Below are 13433 nucleotides of genomic sequence, written 5' to 3' on the forward strand. Positions count from 1 at the left end.
CTTATAGTTAGAAAAGAGTGTCTTGATGTTAACGAGTATGTCTTCGCGCGCTGCAATGTTGCGGACAACAGCGCTTGCCAGTGTTGCGGTTTTTGGAATGGGTCTTTCGCCTGCTACAGCGCAGGTTTGCGACTTTACCGTGGTTCCGCTGCCTGCTGGATGCCAAGCGCCGAATGCCGGGCTGACAGTTTCGGTGCCAGTGCAACCGAATGTCGAGGTTGTTCAAGACATGACAATTGGGTCCTTTGGGACCGCGGGCTTCTCGATCTCGATCGACAATCAGGACTTTGCAGGTGCGCCTGTCGCCGCCGTTCGTCAGCGTACAGATGATCTGCGCAATGATGCGGCACAGGTCGATGTCCGGTTTGACGGCTTGGACACGCGCCGTTTCCTGAACGTTGCGACTGCTGACCAGCGCAATGCATATCGGGCTGGTGAGGATATCACCTTCCGTGCATCGACGAACTATCCCGCCTATCTGGCTCGCGCAGAAATCCAGATCCGTGACCGGAGCCGTCCGGGCGCACCTGTGATTGCAACCCTGCCGATCAACCCCAATGGCACCGCGACCTATCAGATGCCAAGCGAAGGGCAGGGCGATCTGGCCTATACGCTGCGCGTCTATGATGCTGTCGGTCGCTACGACGAAACCAACCCTTTGGCTCTGACCCGGACAACTGTTGTCGGTGAAGGCAATGCCGTTGGCCGCGCTCCTTTCTCTGCAGTCGGAGAGGGCGATGACAATACTGCGCGCCGGACCATTCCGGTGCGGGGCGGTGTCATCACTGCCTCTGGGGTGGCAACACCGGGCGGCTCTGTCAGTGTCATGGGCGAAACGGTTCCGGTTGATGGCAACGGCCGCTTTGCCGTCAGCCGCGTGGTGCCTGCGGGCGACCAGATCGTGACTGTGAACGTGAATGGCCGTGACTATGTGCGCGACGTCGAAATCCCGCGCGCGGAATGGTTTTATGTCGGCCTTGCCGATCTGACCGTTGGTCTGCGTGAGGGCGGATCAGACAACGCGGACTGGGAGCGCTACGACAATGGCCGTGCGGCTTTCTATGCCAAAGGCACAACGGCCAGCGGTTGGATGATTACCGCCTCTGCAGATACACGCGATGGACCAATCGACGAGATGTTCGAGCGGTTGAACGATAAGGATCCGCGTCGCGTACTGGACCGGCTTCGCGCAGATGGGACGGACCTTTATCCGACCTATGGCGATGACAGCACCTCGTTTGATGACACACCCACCTCGGGCGCCATTTATCTGCGCGCCGAGAACGATACGACCCGCTTTACCTTGGGCGATTTCCGGACCGGCATCGCGGGTCCCGGGCTGATCAACAATGCACGCGATCTTTACGGTGTTGAACTGGCCTATCAAGCGCCTAGCGTCACTGCCTTTGGCGAGCCACGTGTATCAGCGATGGCCTATGCCGCCCAACTCGAAACCGTGGCCCAGCGTGATATTCTGCGCGGCACCGGTGGATCGGTCTATTTCCTCACACGTCAGGACATTACCGGCGGGTCAGAGACTGTGACAGTGCAGGTCATTGATCCAGAGACGGGTTTTGTTGTGGAAAACCGGCTTCTGACGGCGGGTGTCGATTATACCATCGACAATATCCAGGGTGTGATCCTGCTGACCGGACCGCTGACATCGAACACCGGTGACGATGGCGTTGTTGGCAATGGCATCGGCGCTTTCGATGTGAACCTCGTTGTGCAGTACGAATACACGCCCCTGAACGGGCTTGGTGACGCCAGCGCCTTTGGTGGACGTGCAGAGGTTTGGGCCACGGATGAATTGCGTGTGGGCGCAAGTGTGATGACCGAAAGCACGCAAAGCGGGGAAGATCAGCGCATCGGCGCTGTCGATCTGCGCTATCGTCTGGGCGAAACCAGTTTTGCCGCACTCGAAGTTGCACGCACCGAAGGCCCCGGCATTACGCGGTCCGCATCAACCGACGGCGGTTTGACAATCGCATCCACTGGCGGCACCGATGCGGATGCGGCCCAAGCCGTGCGCTTTACCTCGCAACTTGATCTGCAAGAGATGGGTCTTGGCTATGAGGGCAATATCGGCCTGCGCTACGAAGCCAAAGATGCCGGTTTTAGCACGCTGAACGAAGATATCACCGATGATCAGACCCTTTGGGGCGTTGATGGCGAAATTGCCGTGTCAGAGCGTGTGGACCTTGGTTTTGACATCGAACAGTTCACTTCTGATGCAGGCAAAGAAAAGACAGAAGCTGAAGTGTCTGTCGGCTATGCTCTAAGTGATATCTGGGCTGTAAAAGCAGGTCTGCAATTCACGGACAGAACGACGGCTGGCAGCCCCGATCAGACCGGAAAACGCACGGACCTCGGGCTTCAACTGACCTATACGCCGCGGGAAGATCTGACGCTCTATGCCTTTGGCCAAACGACGCTCGAAACCGAAGGCGGGTTGAGCAACAACAACCGCTATGGTGTTGGTGTCGATGCGGCCATCGGCGCGCATACGAGCATCGCGGCAGAAGTGTCCGACGGTGACACCGGATTGGCCGGCAAGGTGAAGTTGGGCTATGCCCCGAGCGCGGACAACGAGGTCTATCTGGGCTATACGCTTGATCCGACCCGCTCGGGTGCTGGCAGTGCCTTGGCTGACAACGGGCGCGTGGTTCTGGGCGGTCGTTACCGGTACTCAGAGCAGCTCTCGACCTATGCCGAGAATATCTTTGACATGCCGGGCAATCAGCGCTCGCTGACCCAAGCCTATGGCCTGACCTATACGCCAAACGATCTTTGGACTTATGGGGTCGGGATGGAAACCGGTGCCGTGCGCGACAGTGCGGCGGGCGATTTCGACCGGACTGCTTTCTCTTTCGGTGCGGCCTATGCCCGCGACGAAAACCTGTCGATGCGTGTCCGGTTGGAGTATCGGACCGAGGATGGTGAAGGTACTTCGCGTGACCGTGATACATTCGGGCTTTCTGCAGGCTATGCAAATCAGGTGGCCCGTGACTGGCGGCTGCTGGCTGATATCGATGCACTTTACTCGGATAGTGCCGAAGGCGATTTCCGCGATGGCGAATATATGCGTGCCTCTTTGGGCTATGCCTATCGTCCGATTGACAACGAGCGCTTTAACATGCTGTTCCGCCTGACGGCGCTCAACGACCAGCCAGGCGAAGATCAGGTTGATGCCAATGGCAATACCGATGGCCCTAAACAGCGCAGTCAGGTTGTGTCGGTCTCGGCAAACTATGACCTGAGCCGCGAACTGACGATTGGCGGCAAGATCGGCTATCGCAACAGCGAGATTGCGGATCGTGGAACTGACGATTTCAGCGCCAATACAGCGACCCTGCTTGTGGGTCAGGCAGAGTGGCATGTTGTTGATAAATGGGATGTCTTTGGCGAAGGTCGGGTCCTTTACACAGACCAGACTGGCACGACCGAAAACGGTGCTTTGTTTGCGGTTTACCGGCATATCAATGACAACGTCAAAATCGGTCTTGGCTATGAATGGGGCAGCGTCTCGGATGACGAGACTGACCTGAACTATGACGGGCAAGGCGTCTTTTTGAATATCGTCGGAAAGTTCTAGTTTACGAAAGTCCTGACCGAGAGGTCAGGACTTTAGTCTTGCAGGTAATGGGCAATGGCAGCAGCGGTTCCGCGCTCCCAGATCATATCAAGCCATTGCGTAAATGATGGGGCAAAGGTCGCGTGCGCAGCCAGTGAACCGTAGTACTGGCGCTGGGCCAGCCATGCGGCAGGGTCGGTCTTGGCGGCCAATGCAGTGGCCTGAAGCTCATCCCAGAAAGGATCGTTTGGAATAATCGCGCTGCCGTCTTCGCGGTGGCCCGCGCACATGCGCGCCCAAAGCGCTTCGACCAAGGCCAGCCCGCTGATCGGTGTGCCTTTGGCAATGCCATCATGGATAGAGGGGATCAGGAAACCAGGATGGCGTGACGATCCGTCGAAGGCCACACGCCGTGTGGTGTCAACGATCCGTGGGTTGGCAAATCGCCCGCTGATCAGCGTGACATAGTTTGCCGGTGTCATGCCGGGTACTTCTTTGACATGGGGCAGGATCTCTAGGCGTGCGACTTTCTCGAACAGCCCTCGTACCGCGTCATTGGCCATGCAGCCTGCGATCGTTTCGATCGACAGCAGTTCGCCCGCGTTAGAGATGATCTGATGTCCGCCATTCAGTACCCTGATTTTCATGGCCTCGAAATCATGCACGTTGTCTGTGAACATCGCGCCGACCTTGTCCCAGTCGGGTCTGCCTGCGCAGAAATCATCCTCGATCACCCATTGGCGAAAGTTCTCATGGGTGACAGGGGAGGCATCATTGATGCCAAGGCTTTTGACCAGTTCCAGCTCTTTCGGGCCGGTCGCAGGCACGATGCAATCGACCATGGAGTTTGGAAAGCTGCAGTGTTGATCGATCCAATCCGCCAAGGCGGGATCAGACAATCGGGCCAGTGAAACGATGGTCTGGCGCAGGATCGCACCGTTGCCCTGAAGGTTGTCACAGGACATGCAACTGAACGGCCCCACGCCTGTAGCGCGGCGCATTTTCAAAGCAGCGATCATCGCGCCAAAGGCAGTCACCGGCGTGTCAGGTTCTGCGGCGTCATGTTTGATCTCGGGGTGGTCTGTATCAAAACCCTTGGTCGCGGGATCAATATAATAACCACCTTCGGTCACTGTCAGCGCGACAATCCGAATGGCTGGATCGGTCATCTGTTTAATCAATGCCGCGTTCGTCTCTTGCACCGGTACGAAGTCGATCATCGGGCCGATAACTTCGGCTGTGGTCTTGGAGGGGTCCAGTTGGATCAAGGTGGTCAGGTAGTCTTGCGCTGCCAGTTTTTCGCGCTGGGCCGCATCGCCCGCACGCACGCCAGCGCCGATGATAGCCCAATCAAGCGCCAGACCCTGCTGCATTAACTGGTGCAGATACCATGCCTGATGGGCGCGATGGAAATTGCCCAGCCCGATATGCACGATGCCTGCGGTCAGGGCAGACCGGTCGTAGGTGGGGCGCGCAATCTCAGCGGGCAGCTTTGAAAGTGAGTCATCGCAAAGCGTGATTGCGCTGTCTTCTTTTCGCTGGATATTCATCAGCTCATCCAATTCCCGCCGTCGACGTTGTAAGTTTGCGCAACCACATAGGCGGCATCGGCGCTGGCAAGGAAAACTGCCATTCCGGTAAGGTCTTCTGCAGTTCCCATCCGTCCAAAGGGCACTGCGTCACCGACCTCTTTCTTTTTCTGACCAGGCGCCTTGCCTTCATATTTAGCAAAGAAAGCATCGACCCCGTCCCAATGCTCGCCGTCGACAACACCCGGCGCGATGGCGTTCACGTTAATGCCATGCTGGATCAGGTTCAGCCCGGCAGATTGCGTCAGACTGATGACAGCCGCCTTGGAGGCACAATAGACGGCTACAAGGCTTTCGCCCCGCCGTCCTGCCTGGGACGCCATATTGATGATCCGTCCTTTGATGCCGCGGTCGATCATGTGGCTTGCAACAGCTTGCATCGTAAACAAGGTGCCCGCGACATTGATGTCAAAGACCCGTTGATAATCGGCGCGGGTGATTTCTGCGAATGGGGCCGCCGTAAAGATGGCGGCGTTATTGATCAGAACATCGATTTGCCCCAGGGCTGCGATGGCATCGCTCAGACCTGCGTCGATGCTGGCCTGTTCGGCGACATTCATTTTCACCGCGACTGCGGCCTCTCCGATGTCTGCGGCCGCCGCCTGCGCCCGTGCCAGATCAATATCGGCAATCGCCACGCGCGCGCCTTCGGCCACATAGGCTTTGGCAAAGGCCAGCCCGATACCGCGGCCCGCCCCCGTGATCAGCGCATTTTTACCTTGCAGTCGCATCAGTCGATCCGCAGACCTTGGGCGTCGAACTTGTGCATCTCGTTTATGCGCGGGTTCAGGTGGATCGTGTCACCGTGCCTGAGGTTGACATCGCCAATCGCGCGCACCGTGATCGTGTCGGTCAAACCTGTGTTGTGGATATGGAAGAACGTGTCAGAGCCAAGATGCTCGGCGACGCCCACGGTTCCCTGCCATATGCCACCGCTTTCGACGACATCAATATGCTCGGGCCGGACGCCAATGGTATGGCCGCCGTGCTGGGCTGCATATTCGCCTTCAACAAAGTTCATCTTTGGCGAGCCGATAAACCCTGCGACGAATTTGTTGCGCGGTTTGCGGTAAAGCTCCAGCGGCGAGCCGACCTGTTCAATCACGCCGGCCTGCAACACAACGATCTTGTCGGCCATGGTCATCGCCTCGACCTGATCGTGGGTCACATAGACCATGGTTGTGGCCAGCTTTTTATGCAGTTCCGAGATTTCCATACGCATCCCGACGCGCAGTGCCGCATCGAGGTTCGATAGCGGTTCATCAAACAAGAAGGCCGAAGGTTCGCGCACAATCGCGCGGCCAATCGCAACGCGCTGGCGCTGACCCCCCGACAATTGCCCCGGACGGCGGTCGATATAGGCGGCAAGGTTCAGGACCTCTGCTGCGGCATTCACCCTACGGTCAATCTCGGCCTGATCCATCTTTGCCATCCGCAGCGGGAAGGCGATGTTCTTGCGCACCGACATATGCGGGTAAAGCGCATAAGACTGGAACACCATCGCAAGGCCACGCTTGGCGGGTACCAATGCGGTGGCATCCTTCCCATCAATCTCGATATGGCCCGAGCTGATATCCTCAAGCCCTGCGATCAGGCGCAGGAGTGTGGATTTACCGCAGCCCGATGGCCCGACAAAGACAGTGAATTCACCATCCTGGATGGTCAGATCAAGCGGTGGAATGACCTGCACATCACCAAAAGACTTGGTCACCTGTTTGAGTTGGATTTGTCCCATGTCTACAGTTCCCTATTTCACCGCGCCGAACGTCAGGCCGCGCACAAGTTGTTTCTGGCTGAACCAGCCAAGGATGAGGATCGGTGCAATCGCCATGGTTGAAGCTGCACTGAGTTTGGCAAAGAACAGACCCTCTGGGCTGGAATAGCTGGCAATGAAGGCCGTGAGCGGGGCTGCGTTGACCGCTGTCAGGTTGAGGGTCCAGAATGCCTCGTTCCATGCCAGGATGAAGTTCAGCAAAAGGGTCGATGCAATCCCGGGAATGGCCATCGGGGTCAGCACATAAAGCAGTTCCTGCCCCAGTGTCGCGCCATCCATGCGGGCTGCCTCGAGGATCTCGCCGGGGATTTCCTTGAAGTAGGTATAAAGCATCCAGACGATGATCGGCAGGTTGATGAGCATGAGCACGACCACCAGACCGGCGCGGCTGTCGAGCAGACCCAACTGGATGAACAACAGATAGATCGGATACAGCACGCCCACCGCAGGCAACATCTTTGTCGAGAGCATCCAGAGCAGGATGTCCTTGGTCCGCTTGGACGGGACAAAGGCCATCGACCATGCCGCAGGGATCGCGATCAGGCATCCAAGGACTGTCGAAAGGCCCGCGATGATGATCGAATTCCACAAGAAGCGGGCGTAGTCCGAACGCTCAAGCACAACGCGGTAGTTTTCCAAGGTCCAATCGAACCCCAAGAAGATCGGTGGCGCTGCAATCGCCTGCGCTTCGGTTTTGAAGCTGGTAAGGATCGTCCAGAGGATCGGAAAGAAGATCAGCAGACCAATCGCCCAAGCGGCGGTTGTATTGATCAGCTTCCGGCGGGGTGAAACAGAACGGGCCATGACGATTAATCCAGATTCTTGCCAACGATCCGCATCAGGAAGATCGCGACGATGTTTGCAAGGATGATGGCATAGACACCACCGGCGGAACCAAGGCCGACGTTCTGGCTTTCCAGTACACGTTGGAAGATCAGGTAGGACAGTGTCCGTGTGCCGAACGCACCCCCTGTGGTCACGAAAATCTCGGCGAAGATCGCAAGCAGAAAGATCGTCTGGATCAGGATCACAATGGTGATCGCGCGTCCCAGGTGCGGCAGGATGATGAACCAGAACCGCTTGACCCAAGGTGCGCCATCCATTTCGGATGCTTCCAACTGCTCACTGTCCAGTGACTGTACGGCAGTCAGCAGAATAAGCGTCGCAAACGGCAGCCATTGCCAGCTCACGATCATGACGATCGACGGCAAAGACGCATCGGAAAGCCAACTCACAGGTTCGGCACCAAAGAGCCGCCAAAGATGTGAAAACAGGCCGTTCACAGGGTCCAAGAACATGTTCTTCCAAACCAGCGCAGAGACGGTCGGCATGACAAAGAAAGGCGCGATGACAAGAATACGCACGACACCTTGGCCCCACATGGGCTGATCCAGCAGCAAAGCGATCAGGATGCCAAAGACAACCGTTATCAGCAGCACACTGCCAACGATAATCAAGGTGGTCTGGACCGAAGGCCAAAAGGCGCTCGAGGTCACAAAACGGATGTAGTTGTCAAATCCGGCCCAGCCTTGGTCACCGCCACGCAGCGGAAGATAGACACGAAACGAGAACCACAAGGTCATAATGAGGGGGACCAACATCCAGCCCAAGAGCAGGATCACTGCGGGCGCCATCATCAGTCTGGCAGCGGATCTGGAAGCTTTCGTAGCCATTGGGATGGACCTCCTCTGTGTGCAGGCGGAGTAATCTCACGCGCTGCTTTCAGGTAGTAGTATATCGGGGAAGGTTGTTTGACCAAGGGGCGACGGTGAATTGCCGCCCCTTGGCTGGGAGGGAGTGCTAGCGGTAGCCAGCAGCTTCCATTGCTTCGTTGGTGATGGCCTGCGCCTTGGCGAGGGCTTCCTCAACGGTTTGCTGACCTGCGTAAGCGGCAGAGAATTCCTGGCTTACTTCGGACGCGATGCCTGCAAACTCGGGGATCGCTGCGAACTGGACGCCAACATAGGGGCTTGGTTCGACGGTCGAGTTGTTCGGATCAGCTGACAGGATCGAGTCCAATGTCATCTGCGCGAAAGGCACTGCGAGGTAGTTGGGGTTCTCGTACAGGGATGTACGTGCACCCGGAGGGACGTTTGCCCAACCTTCGTTAGCTGCAACCAGTTCGATGTAGTCCTTGGAAGTGGCCCACTCGATGAATTGCTTGGCTTCTGCTTCTTGCTGTGTGCCGGCAGGAATGGCCAGTGCCCAAGCCCAGAGCCAGTTGGAGCGTTTGCCCAAACCGTTGTCTGGTGCCAGTGCGAAGCCCACGCTGTCAGCAACAGTCGAATCCGCGCCAGTTACGAAAGAAGCCGCAACGGTGGCGTCGATCCACATGCCGCATTTGCCTTGGTTGAACAGCGACAGGTTTTCGTTAAAGCCGTTGGTCGCATAACCGGCAGGGCCAGACTCGTCCATCATGTCCTTGAAGAAGTTCACGGTGTTCGCCCATGCTTCTGTATCGAACTGTGCGTTCCAGTCCATGTCGAACCAGCGTGCGCCGAAAGAGTTGGACATCGCAGTGATGAATGCACCGCCTTCGCCCCAACCGGCCTTGCCGCGCAGGCAGATGCCGTTGATTTCGGCGTCGCGGTCGGTCATTGCTGCCGCGGCTTCACGGATAAAGGTCCATGTTGGCGCAGTTGGCATTTCCAGACCGGCTGCTTCCATCAGGTCTGTGCGATACATGACCATCGAGCTTTCGCCATAGAACGGTGCCGCATAAAGCGTGCCGTCATAGGACAGACCACCCGCCATCGCGGGCAGGATGTCGGCAGCGTCGTATTCTGCAGAGAGATCATCCAGCGCAACAAGCCAGCCGTTTGCACCCCAGATCGGTGTTTCGTACATGCCGATCGTCATGATGTCGAACTGGCCACCGCTTGTGGTGATGTCCGTCGTGACGCGCTGGCGAAGTACGTTTTCTTCCAAAGTCACCCATTCAACGGCGATGCCGGTCTCTGCGGTGAATTGGTCGGTGTAGCCCTGCATACGGATCATATCGCCGTTGTTTACGGTCGCGATCGTGATTGTTGCTGAATGGCTATCTGCAAAGGCGCTGCCTGCTGTGACAAGCGTAAGCGCGGTTGCAGCACAAAGTGTGCTCTTCAAAGACATCCGGTGTTCCTCCCTGTTGGATGTGATGCCACCACGCTAGGGGAAAGGACGACGCGGCGTCAACAAAATTTTTACGCGCGTAAAGAAATATGCTCTCAGGCGGAATCGCGCAGAACAAGCTTTCCTTCTATTCTTGTGCTTTTCCAAGGCTCTACGTGGCCGTCGATTGCCGCGAACAAGGCTTGGGCGGCGTGTTTTGAAACCGCGTTGTAGTCGTGTGAGATCGTCGTGAGCGGCGGACAGGTGTAGCGCGAATGCGGGTGCCCATCCTGCCCGGCGACCCGAATCGTGCAGTCCGGACCACGGCCCACTTTGATGCCTTGCTCGTAGCAGGCGGTCAAAAGGCCGATCGCCAGACGGTCGTTGCTACACAGGATGGTGTTTGTCGAAAACTGCTTTTTCGAAAGCGCCTCGTGCCCACCCAAGCGCCCGATTTCCTCAAAGGACCATCCCTCGCCCTCGACCGAGATGACTTGTGGTGTATGCCCGAAGGATTCCATTGCGGTCAAATAGGCTTGCCGACGGCGGTGTGCATTCGGGTTTGCAGGCGTTTTCATTTCGAAAAAGCAGGGGGGCTCACCGGTACGGCAAAGGTAATCCGTGATGTGCGATGTGAACTGGAAGTTGTCCGATCCCACAAAGGCGATACCGAATTCCTCGACACTGCTGTCAAAAATCAAGGTCGGGACATCGTCACAGAATTTTTCAAGAGCATCGCGCCGGGATGCGCGGCCCAAAGGGGCCAAGAGTACGCCCGCAGGCTTCATGGAACGCAGGTTGTCCAGAACTTCGACTTCCAGATTAGGATCGCCATGGGCACTAAAAAGCGTCGGCCTGTAGCCCGCATCAATGCAGCGCTGCTCGAGATTGCGCGCGATCTCGGCAAAATAGGGATCAGTCAGCAGGGGCACAACGATCCCGACATTCTTGGTCAGTTTACGGTTCTGGTTCATGGCAAAGATATTCGGGCGATAGTCGTATTTCTCCACCGCCGCCTCGATCTTTTCGCGGGTCGAAGGCCGCACACTATCGGGGTCGTTGAAATACTTTGATACCGTTGGCCGCGAGATCCCGCTAATGGCGGAAAACTCTTCCATGTTCCTGATTAACTTTGCTGACATGGCAGTTTTCCAGTTGTTCCAAGGTCTGACTTTACACCCGAAACAATTTCTTTGCGCGCGTCAAGAATGAACCTTCGAAATCTTTCAGTCTGCTAACATTTGTGCATGCAAAGTTTCCAAGAATGCGCAGAGCCGAAGTTGCCGCTTCGCGAAGTACGGCGCGTAGGCCGTCGCTTTAGTTCTGCGCTGCGGCATGAAAATCCGACAATTTTTTTCTTACAAAAGGACAAGTTGGATGTCGGGAGGCTCGCATGTCCCTTGCGAGAAATACGGAGTTGATCTAGGCTTCACCTAGGCCACTCTTCCATTTGGGAGCTAGTATGAACCATCGTATCCTGCCCGTGTTTGTGTTGCTATTCTTTGCCGGTCTCGCGACGACGGCGACATCTGAAAACCACGTCGAGCCATCCGACGGAAGCTCCGGCGTGAGATATGGAAATGACGACTGCAACAATAGCCCGAGCTATCTTGCGGCAAATGACATTTCCTGTACTGCGATTTTTTCGGACATAAATGTTTGGGATTTTCTGAATAACTTGCCTCGCAGAATATCGCTGGAAACACTCATTGAACTCAATCCAAGTCTTGGCACCGTCGACTACAATACGGTTCTGAAGGGGATGATGTTCGTGAGGGTTCGATAGGCGATATTTGAGCGGCCCTTGTGGCGGCTTGTCGGGTTTGGTTGACTGTCCCAGACCTGACTGTCTTGCATTGCGGTGCTTTCGGGTTCCATTTTTCAGCGCCTCAGGCGCGGCTTTGATGACATTGATGCATCAGCGTTTGATGACCCCGAAACCGGCTCTCCAATGTGTGTCGGTGTAGGTCCATAGCCTGCCACTTTACCGTTTTCACTGCGTGTTTGTGCCTAAACTCTGGGTCATGTGCCATTTCCTTTGCACGTCTTCGACCTCTTGAAGATCGACAGAAGACAATTCGTCGCTCATGTCAGTTTCTGCTTTTCGGGGGTCATGTATCGCGCCACCAGAAGACTTGTCCTAAGGGGCGTGAAAGGTTAGAAAAATCTTACTTTTACACAAGGGAGAGTGCGCGTATGGAATTGACCGTTATCTTGTTGTTGCTGGCGACCGGCGCCTTGGTCTTGCCTTTGCTTGGCGGAGATGAAGACAACAACGACGATCAAGAAATTCGTGGCACCTTTGAAGACGACGAGTTGAACGGGACCCAAGGTGACGACTTGATCCTTGGGTGGCAAGGCAATGACGTCATCAACGGCGGTGACGGTGACGACACAATCAGAGCCGGTGCGGGCGATGACATTGTCAATGGTGGTGCAGGTCGTGACATTATCGACGGCGCTTCGGGCGATGACATCTTGAACGGCGATGCCGGTGACGACACCATCGAGGGCGATGCGGGCAATGACATTATTGACGGCGGCGCTGGCAACGACATTGTGCGCGCGGGCGCTGGCGATGATATCGTCAGGGGCGGTTCCGGCACGGACACTTTGCGCGGTGAAAGTGGTGATGACACAATCTACCTCTGGGGTGCATCCGGCGAGGCCTATGGCGGTGATGACGACGATGAGATGATCATGGTGACAGGGCGTGGTGAGTTCGAAACCGGTAGCGGCGACGACACCATTTACGCGCTTGCGAACGATGATGATGACCAACAGACCGTTGCGATCATTACTGATTTTAACCCAATTAGCAGTGATGACAGGATCGTCATGACGATTGATACTGATGACGAGACTGCTCTTGACGCAGAATTATCGGTTGAAGTCACCTTGGGCAATTTGAACGGCATTGCCGGCTACAATGTTGACGTGACCTTTGCCGATGAAGCCGATGAACCCGCCGATTTTGAAACATCGCGGGTCTTTATCTACGGCACCGGGCTTACGCCCCAGCAGATCCTTGATTCAATCGATGTGGCTGTCACCCATAATGCCAGTTTGGACACCCCTGAGACCACGCTGGCCGCTGTGCAGGCTGCGGCGGCACCGCCGGTCTAGGTGGCTGCACCAAGTGCACCCTTTGCCAGCCCTTGCGAGACTCGCCGCGCATGTGTATCTGATCCCTTATGAAACAGGTTTTTGACATGGATGACCGCGCGCGCCTGCCCTGGCGGTTTTACGGCGCGAGCTGCACAATCCTCGCAAGGGGCTAAGCCCCCGGTTTCCGCACGCCTAAAGTCCACTGACATTCAATACGGGAGAGGACCATGTCCCCCAAAACGCTCTATGACAAAATCTGGGATGCGCATGTTGCGCATGAAGCCGAAGATGGCAC

Annotated in this window: 10 protein-coding genes; 3 read left to right on the plus strand and 7 right to left on the minus strand. The window is 56.4% G+C overall.

All coding sequences use genetic code 11. The features are described 5' to 3' along the window. Positions 1-55: 55 nt before the first annotated feature. Complete coding sequence (locus NWQ23_RS03900) at positions 56-3595, plus strand: hypothetical protein (RefSeq protein WP_306164933.1); 3540 nt, start codon at positions 56-58, stop codon at positions 3593-3595. Positions 3596-3627: 32 nt separating this feature from the next. On the opposite strand, the gene NWQ23_RS03905 is transcribed toward NWQ23_RS03900, so the two are convergent. The 7 genes from NWQ23_RS03905 to NWQ23_RS03935 form a co-directional block, all read right to left on the minus strand. Next, the gene (locus tag NWQ23_RS03905) at positions 3628-5124 is read right to left on the minus strand and encodes a mannitol dehydrogenase family protein (RefSeq protein WP_306164934.1); all 1497 of its coding nucleotides are present in this window, start codon (positions 5122-5124) and stop codon (positions 3628-3630) included. Continuing rightward, entirely contained in the window at positions 5124-5897 is a 774-nt protein-coding gene (locus NWQ23_RS03910) for an L-iditol 2-dehydrogenase (RefSeq protein ID WP_306164945.1), read from the minus strand. The genes NWQ23_RS03905 and NWQ23_RS03910 overlap by 1 nt, the downstream gene beginning before the upstream one ends. Next, the gene (locus tag NWQ23_RS03915) at positions 5894-6898 is read right to left on the minus strand and encodes an ABC transporter ATP-binding protein (protein ID WP_306164935.1); all 1005 of its coding nucleotides are present in this window, start codon (positions 6896-6898) and stop codon (positions 5894-5896) included. The genes NWQ23_RS03910 and NWQ23_RS03915 overlap by 4 nt, the downstream gene beginning before the upstream one ends. Positions 6899-6910: 12 nt before the next feature. Next, positions 6911-7741 carry a carbohydrate ABC transporter permease gene (locus NWQ23_RS03920; RefSeq protein ID WP_306164936.1) on the minus strand — a complete coding sequence of 277 codons (831 nt, stop codon included), beginning with the start codon at positions 7739-7741 and terminating at the stop codon, positions 6911-6913. Between the two features lie 5 nt (positions 7742-7746). Next, the gene (locus NWQ23_RS03925) at positions 7747-8610 is read right to left on the minus strand and encodes a carbohydrate ABC transporter permease (RefSeq protein WP_306164937.1); all 864 of its coding nucleotides are present in this window, start codon (positions 8608-8610) and stop codon (positions 7747-7749) included. A gap of 127 nt (positions 8611-8737) precedes the next feature. After that, entirely contained in the window at positions 8738-10051 is a 1314-nt protein-coding gene (locus NWQ23_RS03930; protein WP_306164938.1) for a sugar ABC transporter substrate-binding protein, read from the minus strand. A gap of 95 nt (positions 10052-10146) precedes the next feature. Then, positions 10147-11172, minus strand: a complete 1026-nt coding sequence (locus NWQ23_RS03935) for a LacI family DNA-binding transcriptional regulator (protein ID WP_306164939.1) — start codon at positions 11170-11172, stop codon at positions 10147-10149. A 320-nt stretch (positions 11173-11492) separates the two neighbouring features. Between NWQ23_RS03935 and NWQ23_RS03940 the strand changes: the two genes are divergently transcribed. Together NWQ23_RS03940 and NWQ23_RS03945 are read left to right on the plus strand one after the other, a co-directional pair. Further along, positions 11493-11816, plus strand: a complete 324-nt coding sequence (locus NWQ23_RS03940) for a hypothetical protein (RefSeq protein WP_306164940.1) — start codon at positions 11493-11495, stop codon at positions 11814-11816. A gap of 410 nt (positions 11817-12226) precedes the next feature. Further along, positions 12227-13156 carry a calcium-binding protein gene (locus tag NWQ23_RS03945; RefSeq protein WP_306164941.1) on the plus strand — a complete coding sequence of 310 codons (930 nt, stop codon included), beginning with the start codon at positions 12227-12229 and terminating at the stop codon, positions 13154-13156. Positions 13157-13433: the final 277 nt, after the last annotated feature.

Origin of the sequence: Yoonia sp. (assembly GCF_030731595.1) — a bacterium.
GTDB lineage: Bacteria > Pseudomonadota > Alphaproteobacteria > Rhodobacterales > Rhodobacteraceae > Yoonia.